This window comes from Paenibacillus sp. FSL R5-0475 (genome assembly GCF_038004585.1).
GTDB lineage: Bacteria > Bacillota > Bacilli > Paenibacillales > Paenibacillaceae > Paenibacillus_AQ.
This window is the reverse complement of record NZ_JBBORK010000001.1, coordinates 4,538,581-4,563,343: the sequence shown is the minus strand read 5'-3', so window position 1 is coordinate 4,563,343 and position 24,763 is coordinate 4,538,581. Positions and strand designations below refer to the sequence as shown.

Sequence of the window (24,763 nt, the reverse complement as noted above, 5' to 3'; positions counted from 1 at the left end):
TGGGGATTAGCCAAGCGGTAAGGCAACGGACTTTGACTCCGTCACGCATAGGTTCAAATCCTATATCCCCAGCCATTTTATGCGGACGTGGCTCAGCGGTAGAGCATCGCCTTGCCAAGGCGAGGGTCGCGGGTTCGATTCCCGTCGTCCGCTCCAAAGTTTTCATATGGCGCCATAGCCAAGTGGTAAGGCAAAGCTCTGCAAAAGCTTTATCCCCAGTTCAAATCTGGGTGGCGCCTCCATTAAGTTCATATGTGCCGGCGTGGCGGAATGGCAGACGCGCTCGACTCAAAATCGAGAGGGAAACCGTGGAGGTTCGAGTCCTCTCGCCGGTATATCAAAAAGGTTTGTAAAGTTGCTTGTATAAGCAACTTTACAAACCTTTTTTCTTTGTCTTTGAGCTTTTATTCTTAAGCCGTTGAATTAGAGGCGTCTCTAATCAACGGCCTTTTTGTGTGGAGTGTTGTTTTATTGACTGCTTAGTCGGAATGCTCGTGGGGTGAGACCAATTTCACGTTTAAACATATTGCAGAATTGGGCGTCATTCACAAACCCAGCAGCAGCTGATACTTCAGAGATATGCATTTGGGTATGTTGCAAGAGAGACTTTGCATAATCCAGACGTTTCAATAGTAGATAGCGCAGAGGTGAAGAACCGAATCGTTCTTTAAATAAATGGCGGAAACGATCATAGCTGTATCCAGACATCTCAGAAAGTGTTGCGACCGATAGCTTATGGCGGTAATGCTCATTCATATAGTTTAGAACATATTGGACTCTGTCTTCCGTTGGTGATTGAAACCCAGAGGCGCTAAGAAGCCGTATCAGATGAACAGTGATTTCGCTCATTTGAAGGTTCAATAGTTCAGAGAATCCATCTTGTTTGCGCGTAAACTCTGCTTTCATTCGAAGCAAGATCTGTAGAACAGTATGGTCTTTATCATCTTCATATACGCCTTGCAAATTCTCCATATTTGGGTGATTTGAATGGAAGCCTACAAATAGTATAGTAGCATCCTCGCGATGATTCTCGTCATGTTTATGATTGGGTGGTATCAGCGCGAATGAAGAAGAACGAAAATGATAACTTCGCGAACCTACATTGGTAGTTCCTAATCCGTTTAAATAATAGACTAGTTCATAACATTCATGCTGGTGTGGTGGAATATAGGTATTAACCTCATGTGCTGCATTTACAATATATAGAACACGATCCATGATGAGCCTCCAATAATTATGTTTTAGCCGAATCGCACAAAATTATGACCGAAATCATATAATTATTTTCATTAATATTTGATATGATCGTATCAAGAAATCCGAAGATTAGCAACCTGACTGGCCATCTCGTTCGGAAATTAGTCGGATTATTCGTAAAAATTATAATTTTCTCTCTTTTTTTGAGTGTATTCGTTAAAATCATTAAAATTTTGACAATGTTACATGAAAAATGAGAGTTTCCATCTAAATCGTGAAATATACAACGGACTAAGAAGGAGAATCTCTCAAATTACTAACCAACTATAAATAGGGGGAATAGAAAAAATGAAAAAGAAAGTTCTTTCTTTGTTGTTACTAGTAGTAATGGTAATGGTCACAGCCTGTGGAAATAATACGTCGAGTAATGGATCTTCCGCGAATGCAGGATCTAATGCAGCTGAAGGTGGAGAAACAGGTTCAGGGGATAAACTCAAAGTTGTACTTCTGATTCCAGGAACGCTTGGAGATAAATCTTTCTTTGACTCTGCGAATAGCGGTTTGCAAAAGGTTAAGGATGAGCTGGGTGCAGAAACAAAAGTTGTAGAAATGGGTGTCGATAAAACGAAATGGGAGCCTACGTTTAACGATATCGCCGCTGAGGACTGGGATGTTATTATTTCTGGCGGATCGGAAATTACAGAGATGTTTAATGCAACGGCTGAATTATATCCTGACAAAAAGTTCATTAACTATGATACCGATATAGATGAAGCACCAGAGAATATGTACAACATGTCTTATGCAACAAATGAAGTATCTTTTCTAGCAGGTGCTGTAGCGGCGCTAGCTACACAATCGGATATGGAAAATGCTAATCCTGAGAATGTGATCGGTTTTGTAGGCGGCATGGACATTCCAGGAATTAACGCTTTCTTGGTAGGCTACATTCAGGGCGCTCAATATGTTGATCCTGATGTGAAGGTCGCTGTATCATATGCTGGCGATTTTGTTAACCCGGCTAAAGGCAAGGAGCTTTCGCTGATTCAATATAACTCCGGTGTGGACGTTATTTTTAACGTGGCTGGGGGTACAGGTCTTGGGATCTTTGATGCAGCTAAGGAGAAGAAGAAATATGCTATCGGTGTAGACTCCGATCAGGCGATGTTGCTTAACGATACAGATAGCGAAAAAGCAAACTTGATCGTTACTTCATCTATTAAAAAGATTGATAGTGCTATTCTGGGTGCCGTGAAGAGATTACAAGACGGTACACTTGAGATGGGTAAACGTGATGTGTTGAGCTTTGTAGATGATGGTGTAGGCATTGCAGAGAATGAGATCTATAAAAATATCTTTCCTGCCGATCTTCAGGCTAAAGTTGAAGAAGTGAAGCAAAAGCTGATCAATAAAGAAATTACAGTAGATAACGCGATGGGAATGGAAACCTCTGAAGTAGAAGCCATTCGTAACGCAGTTAAGCCTTAAGTATAGCTATAAAGTGATAAACCTACAGTTGGAGATTCTTCTTTTAGAAGAATTCCAGCTGTATATTTTTGCAGACCTCCAAGTCGAAAGGCGTTGAGACCTATGAACAAAGCTCTGCTGGAAATGCGGGGAATTACCAAGGTGTATCCCAATGGTGTCGTTGCAAATAAAGACGTGCATTTTTCTTTACGTGAGGGAGAAATTCATGCGATTGCGGGCGAGAACGGCGCTGGTAAATCAACTTTAATGAAGATCATGTTCGGCATGGAAGAGCCTAGTGAAGGTGAAATCTTTATCAAGGGTGAAAAAGTGAAGCTGCAATCTGCTCAGGATGCCATTGATAGAGGGATTGGTATGGTTCACCAGCATTTTATGCTGGTCCCTTCTTTTACGGTAGCAGAGAACATGGTGCTGGGCATGGAACCTCGTAAGGGCGTTGGCATCAATTATGCAGAAGCTGTACGCATGACCGAAGAGACTGCGAAAAAATACAATCTGGCAGTGGATCCAAAAGCAAAAGTGGAGGATCTCACGGTTGGTATGAAGCAAAAGGTTGAAATTCTGAAGGCGCTGCTGCGTGGTGCAAAAATCCTCGTTCTGGATGAGCCGACCGCAGTGTTGACCCCACAGGAAACAGAGGAATTGTTCCGGGAGCTTAAGCAGTTAAGAGAGCAGGGTCATACGATTGTTTTTATTTCACACAAGTTGAAAGAAGTTAAAGCGATCTGTGACAGAATTACGATCATGCGTAGTGGACGTAGTGAAGGTGTCTTCCAAACGAAGGATGTCACGGAGCAAGAAATCTCACGCCTTATGGTGGGCAGAGACGTCGTGTTGAAATATGACAAGGAGATTCTGTCTATTGGGGAGCCGGTAATTACTGTGCAGGGCTTAAGTGTAAATGATGCACACGGCAAAGCGTTGCTAACAGATATCAACTTTGCAGTACGCGGAGGACAAATTATCGGGATTGCTGGTGTAGAAGGGAATGGGCAGACACAGCTCATTGAGGCTCTTACGGGTAGCCTAAGAGGGGTCTCAAGCCAAGGCTCTGTGCTAGTGAAGGGAAAAGATATTCGTGAATCGGATATTTTAGATATTCGTAAGCTAGGCGTTTCCTATATCCCAGAGGATCGGATGCATCAAGGGATAGCCAGTGATGCGAGCATAGCGGATAATCTGCTGTCCACTCAGTATCGTACAAAAGCTATGAATAAAGGACCCTTTTTAAATGGATCACGAATTGCCAAGCTTGCAGTATCACTTGTAGAAGAATTTAAAGTCCGCTGTTCGGGACCTTCTCAGCCAATAGGTATGTTATCAGGTGGTAACATGCAGAAGGTTGTCGTAGCTAGAGAGTGTTCTACAGAACCGCAACTGCTTATTGCAGAGCAGCCGACACGGGGCGTGGATATAGGCGCGGCGCAGTTCATACATCAAAAGCTGTTGGAGCTGCGCTCAGACGATTGCGCTATTTTGCTAGTGTCAGCAGACTTAAATGAGATCTTGGAGATCAGCGATAGTCTACTAGTGATGTATGAAGGAAAGATTGTTGCCTTTTTCGAGGAGCCTTCCAAGGTTAGTGAAGAAGAATTAGGGCTTTATATGCTAGGGATTCATCGACAGGACGAGGAGCAAATCAGGAGGGCCGTAAATCATGTTTAAAGTAAAATATTTTGAATACATTCGAACATCGGCAGTAATCGTAATTGCACTCGCTATTGCTTTTCTGATCATCTCATTGGTCAGCAATCAGCCGGTGAAGACGATTGGGATATTCCTATTTGAGCCGCTATCCAGTAAAGGTCATATCGGTAATGTGATTGAGATGGCCATTCCGCTCATGTTCACTGGGCTAGCAGTTTCCTTGTTGTTCCGGGCAAATATGTTCAATTTGGGAGCTGAAGGGATTTTCTATTTCTCCGGTGTTGTAACTTCCGTGTTGGCTATTCATTTAACGCTGGACGGGTGGCTTCATCCGATCGTAGCTATTGCTGCGGGTTCTATTGTTGGTGCGTTGCTCTCGGCAATACCCGGGATCCTCAAAGCCAAATGGAATGCTAATGAGCTCGTTACATCCTTGATGTTCAATAATATTTTGTTTGGAGTAGGTTTATATCTACTGAACTATCACTTACGTGATGCAAAAGCATTTGCCAATGTATCCTACAAATTCGAGAAAACGGCACTGCTGAGTAAAATGGTACCTGGCACCCGTATTCATACCGGACTTATTATCGTTATCGTGCTTATTATTGCAGCGCATTTATTCCTATACAAGACTAAATGGGGATATGAGCTGCGAATGACAGGCATCAACCGGAACTTTGCACGTTATTCAGGCATGAAGACCGCGAAAGTTATTATACTGGTTCACTTGATTGCTGGTTTTATCGCGGGAATGGGTGGTTCCGTAGAAGTGCTAGGGATGTACAATCGATTCCAATGGACATCGTTACCAGGTTATGGCTTAGATGGTGCTCTTGTAGCGATGTTAGCCAAGAATAATCCGCTATCCGTAATCGGCGCTGCATTGTTCCTTGCATATATCCGGATCGGAGCCGACATGATGGCACGTCTATCGGATGTACCTTCAGAGATGATTTCTATTATACAGGCGATTATCATTCTTCTGATTTCGGCTGAACAATTTCTGAAGTTCTGGAAAAATCGGATGCTCTTGAAGGAGGCGAAGGAAGCGTGAACAGCTTGTTTGATGTAATTTTTACGACTGACTTTGCGTTTTCTGTTCTTCGAGTGACGACACCGATTCTGTTCGCCGCATTGGGAGCGTTAATCTCTAATAGGGCTGGCATCATCAACATTGGTATGGAAGGCATCATGCTTGTCGCGGCGTTAGCCGGTGTCATTGTAAGCAGCTACACGCATAGTGCGTGGGTAGGCTTACTTGGGGCTGTGATGTCCGGAACACTGATCGCTGGAATATTAGCTTTTTTCACACTGAAATTTAAAACACATATCATTCTCGGCGGCGTAGCTATTAATATGTTCGCTTCGGGAGGAACCGTGTTTATTCTTTATCTGCTGAGTGGAGACAAGGGTTCTTCTACTTCTCTGGCGAGTAAAGTGCTACCTAGTGTAGAGATTCCTTTGCTGAAGGACATTCCGGTGCTGGGGCCTATTCTATCAGGACATCACATTTTGACGTATGTATCTATTATTGCTGTGTTTGTTGTCTACTATCTCTTAAACCGTACACCGCTTGGTCTGCGCATTCGTTCAGTGGGTGAAAATCCACATGCGGCTCAATCTGTAGGAGTAAGTGTTGTGAAAATACAGTATATGGCTTTGCTGCTTAGTGGATTTTTCGCTGGTTTGGGTGGAGCTTACATGTCGATGGGTTACCTGTCACTGTTCACTCGCGATATGATCGCTGGTCGGGGCTGGATTGCGATTGCCGCAGAGTCTATGGGGAGAAGTACGACAGTGGGTACGGCGCTGACCTCTCTATTATTTGGTACGGCAGACGCCTTGTCGAATGCGCTACAGGTCTTGAAGATTCCTGCAGAACTGATCGCGACGCTTCCTTATGTAGCAACGGTAATTGGACTAGTGATCTATGCCGTATCTGAGACACGGAAAAAGAATAAAAAACTTAAAAGCCCGCTAGTGAAATAGCGATAAGAGTAACGAGGATTTATACAACTAAGGAGTGAATGACTATGCGAACACCTATTATTATTGACTGCGATCCAGGGCATGATGACGCAATCGCTATCCTGCTTGCAATAGCAAATTCGGAGAAGCTGGATCTGCGCGGGATTACAACGGTTGGTGGAAACCAGATCCTCGATAAAATCACAGAAAACGCACTTAAAGTGATCAGCTTTGTGAATGCTGATATTCCTGTAGCCAAAGGGGCTGCGGGTCCGCTGTTCGGCAAGCTTGTTACAGGTGAGGAAGCGCATGGTGAATCTGGCATGGACGGCCCACTATTGCCACCAAGTAAATTCCGGCCTGTAGAAGAAGGCGCTGTGGAATTCATGCTGAATATTATCCGTTCTTCGGAGGAGAAGATTACGCTCGTACCGATGGCTCCTTTAACAAATATCGCCCTGCTAATCACTGCTTATCCAGAGATTAAGGAAAGAATTGAAAAGATTTCACTGATGGGCGGAGGAATTTCTTATGGAAATGTAACCTCTACTGCGGAGTTTAACATCTATGTAGATCCTGAAGCTGCTCGTATCGTGTTTGAATCGGGTATTCCGATTACGATGAGTGGTCTGGATGTGACCGATAAGGCAGCCATTTTCGAAGATGAGATCGTAGCATTGAAAGAGCGTGGGCCAGTGTCCACTATGGTCGGAGAACTGTTAGATTTCTATTCGATCTTCGGAAAGAAAATGGGCTATGTCGGTAGTGCACTGCATGATCCATGCGCCGTAGCTTGGCTCTTGCACCCAGAACTGTTTGAATCCGAGCATCTATATGTAACGGTAGAGACAGAAGGTAAGCTGACGCGGGGAATGACGGTTGCAGACAAACGAAAGAAGACGGATCGCCCAGCGAATGTAGAAGTCCTGGTGGGAGTAGACCGGGAAGCATTTATGAAGTTGATTTTTGATTCACTGGAAAAGCTAGATCAAGAGCTGCTTGCGGCTGAAGGGAACTAACCTATGGCAGGATGGGAGAGACTTCAGGAGACGGTTCAGTTTGAATTGGTTCAGCGTGGAGAAGAAGGCTGCAAGATTGAAGGCTTCGCGGATAAACTAGCCGCTGCAGGTGCCGATGAGATTAAGCTGATGCAAGTATACAACGAGTTGATGGAGCTCACGGTTGCTGAGGACTTTCCTTATGAAGAGCCGTCTTCACTGGAGGAGATTCGTCGTCTTCGTCCAGAAGGTCCACGCAAGCTTGAGGCTGACTGGAGCGAAGCAGAATGGAGAGATAAGTTCTACGGAGCTTGGCTAGGTAGAAGCGTCGGTTGCGCACTTGGCAAACCATTGGAGTATTGGGACTACCTCTACGGTAAAGATGGACGTCCGGGTTGGGAGAATATCGAGCTGTGGTTCCGGGGTGCCGATGCATGGCCTATTACTGGCTATACGCCTGGGCATTCACGGGCAGAGGCAGATTATAGTCTTGGTTTAAGTGATTGGACGTATGCGAGTACCAGCGAGACTATTAAGTTTATGGAGAGCGATGATGATATTCGTTACACGGTTCTTGGCCTTATGTTGCTGGAGCAAAAGGGGCTGAGCTGGGATTCTTGGGATATCGGGAAGCTCTGGCATAAACATCTGACATACGCCCAGGTATGTACGGCAGAGACACAGTCGTATATGAATTTTGCGCAGGAAACGTCTCATCTGCATGGTGAGAAGCCTGCGGATTGGCTGGCGCGGCAGGAAAGAGTGCGGATGCACTTAAATCCATACCGGGAGTGGATTGGTGCGGCTATACGCGCAGATGGACTGGCTTATGGTGCAGCAGGCCATCCTGAGCTTGCAGCGGAGTTAGGCTGGCGCGATGCTTCTTTTTCACATGTGAAGAACGGAATCTATGGTGAGATGTTTAATGCGGCGATGATTTCGGCTGCTTTTGCTGAAAAAGATAACGAGCGTGTTCTTGAGATTGGTCTTAGTGAGATCCCTAGTACTAGTCGCCTGGCAAGTGACGTTCTACGAGGTATAGATATTGCGCAGAAGGCCAAAAGTGAGCGGGAGTTGGTAAGTAAGATTTGGGATACATTCAGCCACTATGATGCGGTGCACACCAATAATAATGCTGCTCTTGTAGCTGCTTCGCTGGTCTATGGCGGGAATGATTTTGAAAAAGCGGTCGTTACATCCGTTTACGGAGGAATGGATACAGACTGTAATGGTGCTACAGTGGGTTCTATTATGGGAGCGAAGCTTGGAGCAAGTGTGTTGCCGGCTTCGTGGATTGAACCGCTCCATGATACGCTATATGCGGATCTACCTGGTTTTCATCCGATAGCGATTTCGGAATGCGCGGAGCGCAGCTATCAGGTCTTCTTGAAGATTCGAGGAGAGCTTGGCGAAAAGTCTTAGATCAAGGATTACGAAAAGAATGAAAGGATGTCTTAAGCTATCGAGCTTAGACATCCTTTTTTTTCGTGGCGATCTAGTTCTTGAAATAGATGTAACAGCGGGTTTAGGAGTTAGGTAACAGGAGAATCCTGATTTGAAGAGGGATTAAGCTCAGTCATTTATTGGGAGATAAGCACGTGAAAATAGTCCGATATAATGGGCTTTTATTCTTTAATCCTTTTAATCTGATATATTATTAAAATAAAAATGATGACACAGAACATAAAATGCCTTATTATTTAAAGAGATTTTTAGTAAAACAGTTTTTAAATAATTATAGTACAAACCTTGGCTTAGAAGGTTTCAGAATAAACGGAAAGGAAGGGGGAGTTTGCAATCCTATCGCTGAGTCGGGTGAGTAAAGGATTCAAGCTGAAGGACGGCACATATCAGGCGGTAGATGATGTATCGCTTGATGTGAAGAAGGGATCGATTCACGGGATTATTGGTGAAAGCGGGGCAGGGAAATCCACGCTGCTACGATTGATTAATCTGCTGGAAAAGCCGGATCAAGGGACAGTTACCGTAGAAGGGCATAATTTAACCGAAATGCCGAGTAAACAGCTACGGAAAGCTAGGGAAAAGATTGGGATGATTTTTCAGCAATTTAATCTGGTCAATAACGTCACGGTAAGCCGCAACATTTCGATCCCTCTGGAACTGGCGGGGGTGCCGAAGCGTGAACGGATGAAGCGGGTGAAGGAATGTCTCGATTTTGTCGGATTGGCTGATAAGGCAGAGCAATATCCCGCACAGCTAAGTGGAGGACAGCGACAACGTGTGGCGATCGCCCGGGCGCTTTCGAACAGTCCAGGACTATTGCTATGTGACGAACCAACATCCTCACTAGATCCAGGAACAACTGCGGATATTCTAGACGTCCTGAAGCATATTAATGGGGGCCTTGGGGTTACGGTAGTGATTGTTACGCATGAGATGGATGTTGTCAAAAGCATATGCACTGACGTATCGGTGATGGAAAATGGTCGAATCGTAGATTCATTCTCACGCCAAGATGGTGATTTCCGGCCTGCTGCAGTCCGTACTGGATCTTACCGGGATCAAATTCTGGGTAAAGCGGGGGAAACGCATGTTTGATAGTGTACTTCAATATCAGGCACAGATGTGGGAATCGATCGGAGAAACTTTTATAATGGTCGGTATTTCTGTTGGTGCCGCACTGCTGCTGGGGCTTCCACTCGGGACGTTGTTGTTTTTTTGCCGAAAAGGGCAGCTCTATGAGAATAAAACATTGTCACTGGTACTCAACAGCATCGTAAATATTATCCGTTCATTTCCATTCCTGCTGCTTGTGGTTGCACTCATTCCGGTCACTCGTTTCCTCGTCGGAACTGCGATTGGAACAATGGCTGCCACGGTTCCGTTATCCATTGTTGCCATTGCTTATTACTCTCGTCTGGTGGAGCAGTCTTTGCTGGAGGTTCCTAAAGGAGTCATAGAAGCGGCGTTGTCTATGGGAGCCTCGAAGCTGGGGTTGATCTTTAAGTTTCTGTATGTAGAGGCTCGTTCGGGTCTAGTGCTCGGACTTACTACCTCCACCATTAGTTTTATCTCTTACTCGACCGTAATGGGGGTTGTTGGAGGGGGCGGGGTTGGTGATTTTGCGATCCGTTACGGATATCAGCGTTTTGAGACTGAAGTGATGATCTATGCGATTGTTGTGATGATTGTATTGGTTCAGTTGGTTCAATTCACAGGAGGTACGATCTCACGGCTGTTAGATAAGCGTTAATCGTTCAACCCGTACATCAAATTTTGTAATACAAAATGATTGAATATATAAACTGGGGGTTAGTTGTAGTAATGAAAAAATCAATGATAGTTGTGCTTATGTTAATGGTATTGGTCGTAGCGGGTTGTGGCTCTAATAAAGCAGCCGAGAACAATTCTGCAAAAGGTAGCGATGAGCTAACGAAATTAAAGATTGCTACATTGATTCCACCAATGACGGAAATTCTGGATATTGTGAAGCCACTTCTGAAGGAAGATGGCATTGATCTTGAAATCGTTGTGCTATCTGACAATGTGCAGCCTAATGAGGCTTTGGCGAATAAAGAGGTAGATGCTAACTTTTTTCAACATGTTCCTTATATGAAGCAGTTTAATGAAAGCAAAGGCTCCAATCTAGTAGAGGTACAGCCTGTCTATGACGCTATTTACGGTGGATACTCCAAGCGTTACAAGAATGTTGCGGATCTGCCGGAAGGCGCAACACTAGTAATGGCTAATGACCCTTCAAATATCGGCCGTTCTTTACAAATGTTCGCAGCAGCCGATTTGATTAAGCTAAAAGAAGGTGTAGGCATTAAGGCTACACAAGCAGACATTACTGAGAATCCAAAAAACTTTAAGTTTGAGGAAGTGGATCTATTGATGTTGGCCCGTATGCTGGATGATGGAGATCTAGTGGCAATGACTCCGGCTTATGCCAGCCCGCTTGGATTGACACCAAAGAAAGATGCACTGATTACTGAAGGCGCGGATTCTGAATTCACGATCACCTTGGTTGCGCGTGAAGACAACAAGGACTCTGATGCGATCCAGAAGCTAGCTAAACGGATTAGCGGACCAGAAGTGAAGAAGTTCCTTGAAGATAACTATGCGGATATTGCGTTGCCTGCTTTTAAATAAGCTTAAATAGTTAGATTAGTAATTCAACGAGACTTGTCCATTATGGGCAAGTCTTTTTTTACATATCAGAAAGTATGTATTGGGAGGCCCCGCTTTGTGGGGATATTTTGGTGTGTCACTAGAATGTAAGAACTGCTCTATATAATGGGTTGTAGAATAACAAAGCGGAATGGAGATGGGAAATATGTCTGTACTCAGTGCAATTAATCTCACAAAACATTACGGTAAGGGTACTAACCTGGTCAAGGCACTGGATGGTATTAACGTAAAGGTACACAACGGTGAATTTATAGCGATTGTCGGGACTTCAGGAAGTGGCAAATCAACGCTCTTACATATGCTAGGCGGGCTTGATCGGGCGACAGAGGGTCAGGTGATCATAGATGGTAAAAATATTTTTGGGATGAAGGATGATGAGTTGACGGTATTTAGAAGAAGAAAGATCGGATTTGTGTTTCAGAACTATAATCTAGTGCCGATTCTTAATGTATACGAGAATATTGTGTTGCCCATAGAGCTGGATGGAAACAAAATAGACAAGGATTTCGTGGATCATATTGTGAATACGTTAGGTCTTTCGCAAAAATTGGACAACCTCCCTGGTCAGCTTTCAGGCGGTCAGCAGCAAAGGGTAGCCATCGCACGGGCCTTGGCAGCTAAACCTTCCATTATCCTAGCAGATGAACCTACAGGGAACTTGGACAGCATCACTAGCCAGGAGGTCATTGGATTACTCAAAGTAACAAGCAGACAGTTTAATCAGACGATTCTAATGATTACTCATAATGAAGAGATTGCTCAGCTTGCAGACCGGACCATCCGGATAGAGGACGGTAAAATTACTGGAGGGGCATTGTGATGATGTTTCCAAACAGTAATAAGCCCGTTGTTAAAAAGCTGACGAGCAGAAGCCTGAAAGCCAATCGGACCCGAAATCGTTTTGTGATTCTGGCCATCGTGCTTACTACCTGGCTCATTACTTCTTTTTTTAGTATTGGACTGAGCAACTATAAGACCTTCGAAATGCAGCAATTGAAAATAAACGGAACCATGGCTGATGTCTACTTAACCTCCCCGTCAGAACAACAAATGAACAAGTTAAAGGAACTCTCCTATATTAAGACCATCGGACTCCAGTCCAGAGTAGGTAATGTGATCAATACGCCAGAAATAGGAGATCTTAATTTAGCTCTGCTCTGGTATGACTCTACAGAATGGACAGAGATGCGTAAGCCAGTGATCGATGGTCTAAAGGGAACTTATCCAGATAAGGAAAATGAAATCGCCGTTCCTTTATGGATATTACAGTCAATGGGGATGGATGATCCACAGATTGGTATGAGCTTGCCGTTAACTTACTCTTTTACCCGTGATGGGGTGAAATCTCAGCAAAGTAGCAATTTCGTACTAAGTGGATGGTTTACAGATTACAGTCATGTTCGTACCGGAAATTCTGGAGCTATGCTGGTATCGGGGGCTTTTGCTACAGCTCATGGCGTAGATCTTAAGAATCCCAAAAATGCCACTATTCTATTTAATGAGAAAAATACGGATGGACTTATCTCACGTTTGCAACAGGATATTCCTTTGGGAAAAAATCAAAAGCTTGAACCTGTCTCTAACCAATCGTCTACCTCTTCGGATAGAACAGCAACTTTGATTGGTTACGCTGGAATTATATTATTTGTTATGTTGAGCGGATATTTATTGATTTATAATGTGCTTTATATTTCTGTCTCACGGGATACCAGGTTCTACGGTCTGCTTAGAACGCTAGGAACTACACAACGGCAGATTAAAAAAATAGTTAGGGCACAGGCTTCACGGTTAGCACTTATCGCTATCCCACTGGGACTTGCCGCAGGAGCTGTGACTTCCTTCGTAATGGTGCCGCTGGCCATGAGTACAATGGATTTGGATACGGGCGTGGTGATTTCTTTTCACCCGTTAATCTTTATTGGAGCTGCGTTGTTTGCTTGGATGACCACCATGTTTAGCGCTATCAAACCTGCCTCTATCGCTGGCAAAGTTTCTCCAATAGAAGCGGTGAGATATACAGGGACGATGGTTAAAGCTAAGACGAAGCGGGGAACTGGCGGATCTAAGCTGCACCGACTGGCTTGGCGTAATATTTTTAGAGTGAAAAAACGGGCGATGGTTGTGTTTCTCTCTTTATTTCTGGGACTGACAACTTTTCTGGTGATCAATACACTTGTGCTTAGTATGAGTACAGATCATTTTATTGCTGAATACATGGATAACGATTTCACGCTGTCCAATCAAACGATGTTCTTTGGATTTGAGGGGGAAGAGAAAGCCAAGATTACAGGGGATATGATCAAGGAAATTCAGGATATAAAGGGAGTAAAAGAGGTCTTTAAAGCTTATAGTGGGATAGGTCAGATCAAGTATGATCCTGAGGTATTCAGTAAGTATGTGGATGAATTCGCAAAATCATATCACACAGATCGCCCTACCGATGATCAATTGGCTGAGCCTCAAAGCATGTTCTCAATGACCCATGTTATTGGGGTAGATGCAGATCAGGTTAAGAAGATGGAAGAAAAATTAGGAATCACTGTGGATAAGGAACGTTTTGAAAAGGGTGAGATTGCCTTGCTGGACAATTTTAGTCTCGCTGGTATTAAGATTGGAGATAACTTTCAAATCAGTCCTATAAATAGCGATGCAGCACAATTGTTTAAAATTGGAGGGCTTGCTGATTTCAGCTCTTTAGGGTCGTCACATTTTGTAGCTCCGAATGTATACATCAGTCATACTGCTATGGAGAAATACATGAAAAACCCACTTATAAGTAAAGTGTATATTAATGCTGACCCAAAAGACTGGAAGCCGATTACCGATCAATTGGAAGGACTCATCGGCGGAGATGGTGAGCTGAAGCTGGAGTCGAAGCTGTATATGGAAAAGTTCATGGAATCGGCTAAGCTAACCTTTTACATTATGGGTGGCGGAATTGCGCTCATTCTAGCGCTGATTGGAATTTTGAATTACGTTAATATTATGTATACAGGGGTTGTAGCTCGGAAGCTGGAGTTCGCAGTGATGGAGAGTATCGGGATGACCTCTAAGCAGATGAGAAAGCTGTTGCTGTTTGAAGGGGCAGGTTATGCGATCATATCGACACTGCTAATCTCAACAATAGGCACATTAATCAGTTACGGTGCTTATAGCCTGTTCAGCCAAGAGGCTACTTATGCAGTATTTAGCTTCCCAACCCTTCCGCTTTCTATTGCGATTGTACTCGTTTTTGCGGTTTGCCTGAGTGTTCCGCTTATTGCTTATAAGCAAATCAAAAAGGACAGCATTGTGGAACGTCTGCGGCAAATGGAATAGAGCTAATTAATTAACAGCGTAGCCTTCCTCTGCTTGTTACAATGATAAGTATAGAGGTGAGTTTAATGACAACCATTCTAATTGTAGAGGATGACCGTCTCTTAAACGAGGGGCTGAAGTTCATGCTTGAAAAAGAAAACTATAATATTATTCAGGCCTATTCTTTTCAGGAGGCGGCTTCTAGAATTCAGGATCAGACCATCAGTCTGGTCCTTTTGGACATTAACCTCCCAGATGGGAGTGGTCTTGCACTGTGCCAGGAAATTCGGCGAACGAGTTCCATTCCGGTTATATTTCTAACTGCCAACGATACTGAGCAGGATATGGTAGCTGGATTTGGGCTAGGAGCTGATGATTATATTGCGAAGCCATTTAGCATGGTCGTACTTTTGCAGCGTGTTAAGGCTGTTCTTCGACGAACAGGCACTGATGGTGGCTCAGAGCTGTTTCAATACAAGGATATTACAATTAACTCAGCCAAAATGAAGGTTTACAAATATGGACAAGAGATAAAACTAACCACCAATGAGTATCGTCTCCTTGCTATCTTAACCAAGAATAGCGGTCAGGTTCTAACTCGGAGGTTAATGCTGGAGAAGCTATGGGATATAGAAGGTAATTTCGTGGATGAGAATACGCTAAGCGTAAATATTCGTAGGCTACGGGCCAAAATTGAGGATGACCCTAAAGATTGTCAATACATTAAAACTGTATTCGGTATTGGCTACACATGGGGAGAGTAAGGATGAAGAACCCTTTTAGAAAAATTATTTGGAGCTCGTTCACCCTTTTGGCAGTAGTCGTTGTGTTGTTTGTATCTATGCTTATCTATTATATGCCTGAGAAGCATGTAGTTATTGGATGCGTGGTGTTTATTAGCGTGATGGCTCTGCTGTTTATAAGTTTTGTGCTCGCGCTTCGTAAAGAAATGCTAAACACGCTATCTTCATTGTCGGGATTGATTCAAGATCTTATCAATGGACAAATGACTCAGATGTTCCCGGTGCAGGAGGATACACTCCTCTCTAAATTACAGCATCAGGTTATTCAATTATCTGAGCTGTTGTCTTCGCAGAAGCAGCGCTACCGTGAAGAGAGTCAAGAAGTCAAAACATTGATCTCTGATATCTCTCATCAACTGAAGACCCCTTTAGCCAATTTAGGGATGTATAACAGTCTTCTTATGGATGAAGGGCTCCCCGCTGAAACACGCAGTGAATTTACTCGCCATATGGGTAGTCAGATTGAGAAGCTGTCTTGGCTTATGGAGAATCTGATCAAGTTATCACGGCTCGAATCCGGTATTATAGAGCTTCATGCTGCGGAGAAGCATAATCTTGAGAATACTGTGCTGTCAGCCATCAAACAGGCATTTCCAGCAGCCGAGCAAAAGAATATAGAGATCTTACTGGAAATGGATCAGGAGATTAAGCTGCAACATGATCCCAAGTGGACGGGAGAAGCTATCTATAACATCATCGATAATGCTCTGAAATATACGCTCGGGTCCTGCAGTGTTAGAATTACGATTCGCAGATATGATCTTTTTGCAAGGATTGATATTGCTGATGGTGGAATAGGAATTCCTGTCGCTGAGATGAATGACATTTTCAAACGATTTTACCGAGGAGCGGGATGTAATGGAACAGAAGGTGTTGGCATAGGCCTTTATTTAGCCCGTAAAATTGTGACCGAGCAGGGTGGATATATAAAAGTGAGATCGGAGTTAAGTAAAGGAAGTGTTTTTTCTATATTTTTGCCGTTACGCTGATTCTGAAGGTACTCGAAGCTTAGCCCCTAAATTGGGGGTTTTTCTCATTAAAGTCGCTATTTCATTGAGGAAAAGTGCTTTGCTAGCCCTATAGTGGTCTGCAGTCGCACAGCTACCTCGACTAAGGTCCAGTACCAAAAACCGTCGTTGGTCTGTTTTGAAAGTCTGCGAATTGCTCTAGAATAAGGCTATAAGGTTAAGGACAACGAAAGGCGGTGAGAAAATAATGCAAAGAAGACAAGGAAACGGATTGGCGGTTGTGCTGATTGTGATTGGTGCGGTAATGCTTCTCGGTTTAGCGCTTCCTCTGATTCACGGTATTTTCAGACTACTGTTCCCAGTATTGCTGGTTGTTCTCGGGTACTATGGGATTAAGAGTGGACGCAAGGTTATCGGTTGGGTACTAATGTTCATTGGTGTCATGTCCCTGATCGCGAAGCTTTCCTGGATCATCGGACCACTTCTAGGTGTGGCGTTGATCGTATGGGGAGTGTCAGCTTTAAAGGGTAGAAGAAATGGTACTTATTAAGAAGGATTGTACTTAAACAAGAAGCAGGGAGGGAGCAGGAGATTATGAGTGTTTTTCGTCGCATGAGGGATATTACAGTAGCTAATCTAAATGAACGTCTAGAGCAAAGCCAAGATCCTGTGAAGCTAATTGATCAATTTCTACATTCAACTCGCGAGGAAATCAGTGAAGCTGAAAGATTGTATCAGCAATACGCTTCCCATACGAAGCAATTGCAACAGCAAGTGAACCAAGCGACTGCCATGAGAAATAAACGTGAGGAACAGGCATTACTCGCATTAAAGGCAGGAGAAGATCATCTTGCAAAGCTGGCTTTGCAAGAAAAGATCATTCACGAGGAAAAGTTGGAGCAGTACAGCGGGCTACTAGAACAAAGTAAGCAATCCTTGTTTGAACTTGAGGGACAGCTGAATGAGCTGAAAATAGAGTACCAGACAGTTTATAGCAAACGTCAGTATTACGCAGCACGTATGGAGTCGCTGAGACTGCAGCAACGTATGAACCAAAGAGCAAGTGCTTATGGTAACGGCGGTGATGTTCCCAAAATGTTCGGACGTCTGGAAGATCGGATGTCAGATTGGGAATTAGAAGCGAAGAGCTTGCGCGATGTGCGTCGCATGGGACAGGAATATGCGGTGCAAGCAGGTGAGACTGTAGCAACCGTACTCGAAAGAGAAATGGCTCGCTTAAAGGAGAAACTGAACAATGGTGGAAAGGAGTAGCGCTATGAGTCGATTATATCGTTCAACTAGAGATAAAGTGATGACGGGTCTTGCAGGTGGATTATCTGAGACACTCGGTATTGATTCCACGCTATTCCGGATTCTGTTACTGGTCAGCATTCCGTTTACAGGAGGTGCCGTGATTCCAGTGTACTTCATTGCAGCGTTGGTCATTCCGAAGGAGCCTACGCATTATAATCCTTTCGGACCAGGCCCTGGTGCACCGGGTGGCCCATTCGATGGTCCTTACTCAGGTAGACCGGAACATGGACACGGACCGCATGCTAATGGCGGACATGGACCTTATGGACGCCAACCTAACTACAATCCTAATTTTGAGAAGAACAACGCATATTCAGCTCCGGATTCCGGTTTGGATGCGATGATGAAGGATATCGAGAAAAAGGCTTTACAAAAAGAAGTAGAAGAACTCAAACAAAAACTGTCTAAATATGAGAAAGGGGAATTGTAAATCATGGGAGTATTTCAAAGAATTAAAGATATGACTAAGGCGTCGGTAAATGACTTGTTGGATAAGGTAGAGGACCCAATCGTAATGCTTAACCAATATCTGCGCGATATGGAGGCTGAAATCCACGAAGCGGAAGTTACAGTTGCCAAGCAAATGGCGAACGAACGCCGCATGAAACAACGCGTGGAAGAAGCAGCAAAAATGTCCGCACAACGTGGAGCACAAGCTGAATTGGCACTGAAAAATGGCCAAGAAGAAGTGACTCGCAAGCTGTTGGAAGAAAAAATCTACTTCGATCAAAAACAAGCGGAATACAGCGATCTTCATGCTCAAGCTGAAGTGCAAGCGAAGGAATTGGTTGGGCAGCTGCATGATATGAAGGATGAATTCTACAAGCTGCGCAACAAGCGTAACGAGCTCGTATCCCGTGCTCAAATGGCTAAAGCGAAGAAACAAATGACGCAAATCAGCAGCGTACATTCCATCGAAAGTGGCAGTGCGTCACTCGGATTCCACCGGATGGAAGAGAAGATTATGCAGCTTGAAGCAGAAGCAGATGTAATGCGTGCACCTTACAGCCCATCCGCTGCCTACACTAAACCAGTCGATGTTGAGAAGCAACTGAAAGTGGATGAGCAACTGGCTGCACTGAGAAGCAAGCTGAATGATACACCGGCTGCTCCTTCTTTAAACAAAAAAGAAGAATAAATCCTGTTCCTAAAACTTAAGTAGATATGATATGCTGGACAAGAAGAAGCCATACGGTATGGATCTCCATACCGATATGGCTTTTGTAGCGGCTGGCTATAATATATTGATGGTTGTAGTTTTGCTTACAAAGTTAGTTTTGCTACGCAAAACTTTTGGGAGGTGCGAAATGGATAAACGAAACCGTTTGATTGCCATCGGACTGATCGGTGTTGGCTGCATGATGATTTTTGGTAGATGGCTCGGCTTTTTCTCCATTGTCGCGCTTCTATTCCTGTTCCTAGGGGTCTACCGCACGACGTCAGGAAAAGTGAAGCAGGGTTATAAGCTGCTCGGGATTGGCGCTATATTACTTTTGCTGGATCATTTGGTGCTCGTGCTGGGGATTTGTTTGATTTCATTGGGGATGTTTTTTACTAAATCCAAAAGAGTTCAGCGTAAGGAAGGGTTTATGCAGAAGCAAAACTTTTCGTCTAGATTTGACTGGGATCGCTCACCCTGGGTGATGCATAGCCTCAGCTCATGGCATATCCTTGGAGAGGCCGATCTTGATCTTTCACTGGCTATGGCGGAGCAAAAGGAAACGGTTATGCTGTTTCAAGGAATCTTTGGTGATATGGACATTCAATTGTCAGATGATTATGGTGTAGAAATAGAAGCCTTTGTGCTTTTTGGATCGATTGAATTCGGTAATGGGCGCGACACTGGTATGCTAAACCGTCTGAATTGGAAGTCCCCTAACTATGAGAGCAGTGAATATAAGGTAAAGTTTAGTGTGTCTTATTTGATGGGAGATTTGGATGTGCGATTATCCTGATTAGTTTGATACAGAAGGGAGGGTCCCCGTATGGATAAAAAGAACAAAAATATGATGTCACGCAGTATGGGTGAGGGGGCTCTGTTCTCTTTTGTCATGCTGCTTGTGATATTGTACACCATGTATACATATGGCTATTTAAAGCCTTTTGAAAGCTGGATGATTGGATTACGCACGGCATTTACTCTAATTCTGCTGCCCATGGGGTTCGGGGTTGGCTTTGGTTTCTATCAGAGCTTCCGAGTAAAGCGAAAGTTGGAACGCCTGAGAGAAACTCTCGTATTGTGGGAGAAGGGAAACTTAACGCTATCTATGCCTGACTTGGGTGACGATGAGTTGGGAAGGCTCGGAGAACAATTAGGCCGAATTAGTGGAAAATGGGAAAACCAAGTGACAACACTGCAGCGATTGTCTACAAATAACGCGAAGCTCGCGGAGCAAGCACGAGTATCTGCTATTATGGAAGAGCGCCAGCGGCTTGCGCGTGAATTGCATGATGCAGTCTCACAGCAGTTGTTCGCGATCTCTATGACCGCCACGGCTGTAGGCCGGACGCTGGAGAAGGATTTTGACAAGGCGCAACGGCAAATTGCACTTATCGAAGAAATGTCTGCTGTAGCCCAATCAGAGATGAGAGCACTATTGCTTCATTTAAGACCTGTTTATTTGGAAGGTAAGGGATTAGAGCAGGGGCTGCAGGAGTTGATCAAGGAACTTAAGGTTAAGGTTCCGATTGAAATCGTGTTTGAGATGGACCCTGATGTACAATTGCTAAAAGGGGTAGAGAATCACTTATTCCGTATTGTGCAGGAGGCAATCTCCAATACGCTTCGTCATGCGAAAGCAGAAAAGATGGAAATCAGGCTGCATCGGCGAGGAGATACGGTTCGTTTGACGCTCCGTGATGATGGGATTGGTTTTGAATTGGATGATAGTAAACAAACTTCCTACGGTTTGTCGAATATGCAGGAGCGGATGAATGAAATCGGAGGTTCCATTCAGTTTATTACCGCTCCGGGTAAAGGAATGCGGATTGAAATTACCGTTCCGTTAGTCAATGAATAATAGGAGGAAAGAGTGACCATGGAGATGGAGGAAGCCATTAAGGTATTGCTTGTAGATGATCATGAAATGGTGCGGATCGGACTAGCTGCTGTTCTAGGTACTGAAGACGGAATTGAAGTCGTAGGGGAAGCTGGAAGTGGGGAAGAAGGTATCCGCCTGGCACAAGAGTACAATCCGGATGTAGTCCTGATGGATCTCGTAATGGATGGGATGGATGGGATTGAAACGACCAAACACTTAATGAAGCAGTATCCCGAAATCAAAGTTATTGTGTTGACAAGCTATCTGGATGATGAAAAAATGTATCCGGTGATTGAAGCAGGTGCGTTCAGTTATCTACTAAAGACCTCACGAGCTAGTGAAGTGGCAGATGCCATACGCGCTGCGGCAAGAGGCCAGTCTGTACTGGAGTCACAGGTCGCCTCTAAAATGATGAATCGTTTTCGAAACAATGCAAAGGGTGAATCCCCTGCTTATAAAGAGCTTACGGAGCGCGAGATGGAAGTATTACGCCTGCTGGCGCAAGGTAAATCGAATCAGGATATCGCGGACCAACTAATTATTGGGATCAAGACTGTGAAATTTCATGTAACGAATATTCTCGCGAAGCTGGGTGTGGAAGACCGGACCCAAGCAGCAATTTATGCATATAAAAATGGACTAGCTGAATAATTGGATATCCCAATTGGTGTGAGTACAAGAACTGGCCAGAGTAAGAAGGGCTGGTTTTTTTGTGTGCACGAGTATATGAAAATACTTGTCTCCGTATAAAATCTTGTAAAGCGGACATCCTGTTTAGTAGATTAATAGACCGGATTGAGAGGGTGTTGGATTGTGGGGTATGTGGAAGAAAGTAAGGGAAAGAGACATGGTGCAGGCCGAAAAAGCGGTATTAAAGGAACGTTGCTGGTATTGATTCTATGCTGTACAGCGTTACTTTTGGCAGGTTTTCGGGGCGAAGGTGAAAAAGAGAGCCAGATCGCCCAATTGAAAAAGTCACTTCCTCTCCTGACCTCCCTTGGTAAAAGTGTTACAGTACCCGGCTCCCCTCTTCGTTTAGTTTTAAAATGGCAGGGAGAATTCAATGGTGATGGTCTAGAGGCTGGTGTCACTGCAACTAACCTATCCGATGATCTTGGGTTGGGAGAAACAAGCCGGGAAGACGGGGGGGAACATCTTACTTACCGTTCGGCCGCCGACAGAGCCGGTTTCCAAACCACCATGTTCTGGAGTGAGCTTGGAAACGGACGTAGTTATGTGATTGTAACCCTGGAGACACCTGATTTGTTAAATACTCCGGATCTGCAAGCTGAAGCAGAAGAAGCTGGTGCGAAACTACAGAAGATCGGCATCACAGCGGAATGGAATACCTCGCTTCAGGGGGCTGCGAAGGAGCAGGAGCACCCTCAGAAGGCTCTACTGTTAACGGAGCAGAATATGTACGCACAGCTGCCCGATCTTAAAGTACAGGAAAGCTACGAAGACGAAACAACAGCCAGCCATACTTATAGTACATCGGCATTGTTGCATTCCGTAATCAGCGGAAACCACGAGGTAGTCCTACAGGCAGCTATTCATCAGGATGCAAAAGAGGGCAGCAGCCGCGTTACGATTGGATTACCATTAATAACAATAGAATATTGAAAAAGACCAATCAAGGATCTATTGTAGAATGCCCGTACTTACAATTTTAACATCAACCTTGGTATGGAATTTTACTTTCCGGTAATCCTCAGACCAATTTTTGTTGCTCCAGACATTGTGATGATAAGCAATAAGTTTTCTTCCTACACCAAAGATATCACAGTTTGCCTTTTGGATTTCATTAACAACTGTCTTGGCTTCCTTTGTAAGCAAATCCGAAAGATCTTGACTGACTTTTTTAAGTTCTTTCTCGTCAAGTACATCTGTAAACTCTTCTACGACGGCTTGCAGCTCCAAGCCCAAATTTACATCAATGCTTTCATCATCAGCAATGGTTACCTTGAATTGCCGCTTTATTTTTTTTGAACCCACATTAATAGTAATGAAATTCCGAATATCATCGGAATGTCCCAAATCAAGTTTCTTAGTGAAGCGGGCATTTTTCCCCTTTTGTCCCATCAACAGAACCATCATGATTGACTGATCGGGGTTCAACATTCCGCTGTAATTCTGATCATGAAAAAGAGCTACCCCTTTCGTGATTATTTCGCCCCCATCTCTGCCTAGATATGGAAGAGCAAAGTCATGCCCTGGATCCATCAGGGAGCGGAACACGGTATCTGCCGTTTCTTTTGGAAAAATACTCATTTCTTCCAGACTATCGATCTTTTGCTTAAGGAATTCACCGATCTGTAATTCCCCAACCTTTTTTTGTTCAAGAATTTGGGAAGCTTCACCTTCCGTAATAATTAGCCGAACGTTGGATGTCGGATTGCTTGGATCCCTGTAATTCACATCCAGAATAGGGTACAGGCCTTTCTCAGCCGTAGTCCTTCCCATAAGCTCAAAGCCATATTTAATAAATCTAATGTTTCCCCTGACTTTATTTCGCAATTGATCGCTCGCATTGCGCACGGTCGGTCCGAAACTCGAATGGATTTCGTTCTTGGTAGCGCTTTGCTCAATATCGGGCGGAATGATTAATTCGATGGTTTCTTTGACCTCTCCATTCTCTGTATAATCAATTGCTGCACAATAAGCCAGATGCAGGTCTTTCAAATATTCCCGGTCCCAACATCCAGTAAGGCAGATGGAAATAAGGGTAATTAAAAGTACATGTGACTTGAATTTCATATCAAACTTCATGCAGAACCACCTGACTTTCTCTTCATAAATAGGGAAAGCATCAGTAATACCATCGAAAATCCGGCAATAAACACATAGGCTGCATAGGTTGTAACTGTATCAAAAAGATGAGCACCAGCAGGAGTTACAGGTGCAAGTGCAATCATAAATGAAATGATTTTTACAAAAGGAGTAAAACGTTTATGGCTTTTTCGACTAAATAAAACACTGAGTCCAATGGATGCTGCGTAGCAGTAGCTAACAATAGAACAAACAAGCGTAACGGCCCAGATCGGCAGAAACAAGATATCTGCACGGTCCACGATATAAAAGTTAAGAGATTTTACTAAGTAGATGACGGGCTCGGGTATCATTTTGATTTGCTCGGAGTTAAATACCATTAGACAGGTAGAGACCACGAAGACATAGAGCAGGGTTACAAACCCACTGGCTAAACTAATGGTTATTAATCTTTGTTTATTTGTACCTTCGGAAAGCGGATAGACGATCAGCATCATTTCGAAACCATACATAGATATAGTTGAATCCTGTACTCCCTTCATGATATTCCAGAACCCGTTCTCCAAAAGGGGGAGCATAAATTCCAGATGGGCTTGAGTTAAACCGTAGCTGACAAATAGGATAAGCGGGACAAAGAGAACTGTTGCCAGTGTAAAGAATCTGGCCAATACTGTAAGCTTTTCCCTTGCCAAATAGATAGTCATGATCGAGAAAAGGGCTAATATTGCCCATCTTGGTGTGGATTGCAGCATCCACCTCTGCAGAACCTCTACCGCACTGAACATAATATTGGAGCCTAGCAGAATAAAATAGCCGATGTAAGCAATTATAAGTATCCTGCCGATAATTGGACCTCCGAGCTTTAAGCATATAGAAAATAAGTTGAGTCCGGGAAAATTTTTCAGCAGAACCCATAGAAGAATGATAAAAAGTTGGGTAATGATGCCCGCAATCAAAACAGAGAGTGCTCCTCCACCCTGGGCCGCTTCGTTAAGCTTGAAGGGAAGAGACAGAATGCCAACCCCAATTTGGGCTTGAACCATAAAACAAAAAAGCTGCCCCCTTGTTATCATTTTTTCTTTTTGAGTCATTGTTGTAACTCCTGTCAGTTCAGATTA

24 protein-coding genes and 4 tRNA genes are annotated in these 24,763 nt (G+C 44.0%); 25 read left to right on the top strand and 3 right to left on the bottom strand.

Annotated elements, in window-relative coordinates:
* The 4 genes from MKX41_RS20360 to MKX41_RS20345 all read left to right on the top strand — a co-directional run bounded on the left by MKX41_RS20360 (position 1) and on the right by MKX41_RS20345 (position 335).
* Positions 1 to 75, top strand: a tRNA-Gln gene (locus MKX41_RS20360).
* Between the two features lie 6 nt (positions 76 to 81).
* A tRNA-Gly gene (locus tag MKX41_RS20355) sits at positions 82 to 156 on the top strand.
* Positions 157 to 168: 12 nt separating this feature from the next.
* Positions 169 to 242 (top strand) — tRNA-Cys (locus MKX41_RS20350).
* Between the two features lie 14 nt (positions 243 to 256).
* A tRNA-Leu gene (locus MKX41_RS20345) sits at positions 257 to 335 on the top strand.
* A 133-nt stretch (positions 336 to 468) separates the two neighbouring features.
* On the opposite strand, the gene MKX41_RS20340 is transcribed toward MKX41_RS20345, so the two are convergent.
* Positions 469 to 1,218 carry an AraC family transcriptional regulator gene (locus MKX41_RS20340; RefSeq protein WP_042191790.1) on the bottom strand — a complete coding sequence of 250 codons (750 nt, stop codon included), beginning with the start codon at positions 1,216 to 1,218 and terminating at the stop codon, positions 469 to 471.
* A 327-nt stretch (positions 1,219 to 1,545) separates the two neighbouring features.
* On the opposite strand from MKX41_RS20340, the gene MKX41_RS20335 reads away from it, so the two are divergent.
* The 21 genes from MKX41_RS20335 to MKX41_RS20235 all read left to right on the top strand — a co-directional run bounded on the left by MKX41_RS20335 (position 1,546) and on the right by MKX41_RS20235 (position 22,499).
* On the top strand, positions 1,546 to 2,685 hold the full coding sequence (locus tag MKX41_RS20335) for a BMP family ABC transporter substrate-binding protein (RefSeq protein ID WP_339267182.1): 1,140 nt from the start codon (positions 1,546 to 1,548) through the stop codon (positions 2,683 to 2,685).
* Positions 2,686 to 2,787: 102 nt separating this feature from the next.
* The gene (locus MKX41_RS20330; RefSeq protein WP_340972829.1) at positions 2,788 to 4,350 is read left to right on the top strand and encodes an ABC transporter ATP-binding protein; all 1,563 of its coding nucleotides are present in this window, start codon (positions 2,788 to 2,790) and stop codon (positions 4,348 to 4,350) included.
* Positions 4,343 to 5,389 carry an ABC transporter permease gene (locus MKX41_RS20325; RefSeq protein ID WP_042131006.1) on the top strand — a complete coding sequence of 349 codons (1,047 nt, stop codon included), beginning with the start codon at positions 4,343 to 4,345 and terminating at the stop codon, positions 5,387 to 5,389. The genes MKX41_RS20330 and MKX41_RS20325 overlap by 8 nt, the downstream gene beginning before the upstream one ends.
* Positions 5,386 to 6,324: an ABC transporter permease gene (locus MKX41_RS20320; protein WP_042131005.1), complete on the top strand. Its 939-nt coding sequence runs from the start codon at positions 5,386 to 5,388 to the stop codon at positions 6,322 to 6,324. The genes MKX41_RS20325 and MKX41_RS20320 overlap by 4 nt, the downstream gene beginning before the upstream one ends.
* 44 nt (positions 6,325 to 6,368) lie before the next feature.
* Entirely contained in the window at positions 6,369 to 7,322 is a 954-nt protein-coding gene (locus tag MKX41_RS20315; RefSeq protein ID WP_076285325.1) for a nucleoside hydrolase, read from the top strand.
* Between the two features lie 3 nt (positions 7,323 to 7,325).
* A complete protein-coding gene (locus MKX41_RS20310; protein WP_340972827.1) occupies positions 7,326 to 8,723 on the top strand; it encodes an ADP-ribosylglycohydrolase family protein in 1,398 nt (465 codons plus the stop codon).
* A 375-nt stretch (positions 8,724 to 9,098) separates the two neighbouring features.
* Positions 9,099 to 9,860 carry a methionine ABC transporter ATP-binding protein gene (locus MKX41_RS20305; RefSeq protein WP_340975006.1) on the top strand — a complete coding sequence of 254 codons (762 nt, stop codon included), beginning with the start codon at positions 9,099 to 9,101 and terminating at the stop codon, positions 9,858 to 9,860.
* Entirely contained in the window at positions 9,853 to 10,515 is a 663-nt protein-coding gene (locus MKX41_RS20300; RefSeq protein ID WP_042191779.1) for a methionine ABC transporter permease, read from the top strand. Before MKX41_RS20305 ends, MKX41_RS20300 begins: the two co-directional genes overlap by 8 nt.
* A gap of 71 nt (positions 10,516 to 10,586) precedes the next feature.
* Positions 10,587 to 11,414 carry a MetQ/NlpA family ABC transporter substrate-binding protein gene (locus MKX41_RS20295; RefSeq protein ID WP_042191777.1) on the top strand — a complete coding sequence of 276 codons (828 nt, stop codon included), beginning with the start codon at positions 10,587 to 10,589 and terminating at the stop codon, positions 11,412 to 11,414.
* A gap of 184 nt (positions 11,415 to 11,598) precedes the next feature.
* A complete protein-coding gene (locus MKX41_RS20290; RefSeq protein ID WP_076285322.1) occupies positions 11,599 to 12,273 on the top strand; it encodes an ABC transporter ATP-binding protein in 675 nt (224 codons plus the stop codon).
* Positions 12,273 to 14,771: an ABC transporter permease gene (locus MKX41_RS20285; RefSeq protein ID WP_340972825.1), complete on the top strand. Its 2,499-nt coding sequence runs from the start codon at positions 12,273 to 12,275 to the stop codon at positions 14,769 to 14,771. The genes MKX41_RS20290 and MKX41_RS20285 overlap by 1 nt, the downstream gene beginning before the upstream one ends.
* A 65-nt stretch (positions 14,772 to 14,836) precedes the next feature.
* Positions 14,837 to 15,514, top strand: coding sequence for a response regulator transcription factor (locus tag MKX41_RS20280; RefSeq protein ID WP_340972824.1), 678 nt, complete (start codon positions 14,837 to 14,839; stop codon positions 15,512 to 15,514).
* Between the two features lie 2 nt (positions 15,515 to 15,516).
* Complete coding sequence (locus MKX41_RS20275; RefSeq protein WP_340972822.1) at positions 15,517 to 16,542, top strand: sensor histidine kinase; 1,026 nt, start codon at positions 15,517 to 15,519, stop codon at positions 16,540 to 16,542.
* Between the two features lie 226 nt (positions 16,543 to 16,768).
* Positions 16,769 to 17,071: a LiaF transmembrane domain-containing protein gene (locus MKX41_RS20270; RefSeq protein ID WP_076285318.1), complete on the top strand. Its 303-nt coding sequence runs from the start codon at positions 16,769 to 16,771 to the stop codon at positions 17,069 to 17,071.
* Between the two features lie 44 nt (positions 17,072 to 17,115).
* Positions 17,116 to 17,793, top strand: a complete 678-nt coding sequence (locus tag MKX41_RS20265; protein ID WP_042130994.1) for a PspA/IM30 family protein — start codon at positions 17,116 to 17,118, stop codon at positions 17,791 to 17,793.
* A gap of 4 nt (positions 17,794 to 17,797) precedes the next feature.
* Positions 17,798 to 18,265 (top strand): PspC domain-containing protein, encoded by a 468-nt coding sequence (locus MKX41_RS20260; protein WP_042194525.1) that lies wholly within the window; start codon positions 17,798 to 17,800, stop codon positions 18,263 to 18,265.
* A gap of 3 nt (positions 18,266 to 18,268) precedes the next feature.
* A complete protein-coding gene (locus tag MKX41_RS20255) occupies positions 18,269 to 18,973 on the top strand; it encodes a PspA/IM30 family protein (RefSeq protein ID WP_042191765.1) in 705 nt (234 codons plus the stop codon).
* Positions 18,974 to 19,142: 169 nt separating this feature from the next.
* Positions 19,143 to 19,790, top strand: a complete 648-nt coding sequence (gene liaF / locus MKX41_RS20250; RefSeq protein WP_042191763.1) for a cell wall-active antibiotics response protein LiaF — start codon at positions 19,143 to 19,145, stop codon at positions 19,788 to 19,790.
* Between the two features lie 30 nt (positions 19,791 to 19,820).
* The gene (locus MKX41_RS20245) at positions 19,821 to 20,855 is read left to right on the top strand and encodes a sensor histidine kinase (protein WP_042191761.1); all 1,035 of its coding nucleotides are present in this window, start codon (positions 19,821 to 19,823) and stop codon (positions 20,853 to 20,855) included.
* Positions 20,856 to 20,873: 18 nt separating this feature from the next.
* Positions 20,874 to 21,527 carry a response regulator gene (locus MKX41_RS20240; protein ID WP_179085807.1) on the top strand — a complete coding sequence of 218 codons (654 nt, stop codon included), beginning with the start codon at positions 20,874 to 20,876 and terminating at the stop codon, positions 21,525 to 21,527.
* Positions 21,528 to 21,689: 162 nt separating this feature from the next.
* Positions 21,690 to 22,499 (top strand): YwmB family TATA-box binding protein, encoded by an 810-nt coding sequence (locus MKX41_RS20235; protein ID WP_340972819.1) that lies wholly within the window; start codon positions 21,690 to 21,692, stop codon positions 22,497 to 22,499.
* An 18-nt stretch (positions 22,500 to 22,517) separates the two neighbouring features.
* Here MKX41_RS20235 and MKX41_RS20230 read toward each other — a convergent pair whose 3' ends face one another.
* The gene (locus MKX41_RS20230; RefSeq protein WP_340972818.1) at positions 22,518 to 23,645 is read right to left on the bottom strand and encodes a Ger(x)C family spore germination protein; all 1,128 of its coding nucleotides are present in this window, start codon (positions 23,643 to 23,645) and stop codon (positions 22,518 to 22,520) included.
* Positions 23,642 to 24,736, bottom strand: a complete 1,095-nt coding sequence (locus MKX41_RS20225) for a GerAB/ArcD/ProY family transporter (protein ID WP_340972816.1) — start codon at positions 24,734 to 24,736, stop codon at positions 23,642 to 23,644. Before MKX41_RS20225 ends, MKX41_RS20230 begins: the two co-directional genes overlap by 4 nt.
* Positions 24,737 to 24,763 lie beyond the last annotated feature (27 nt).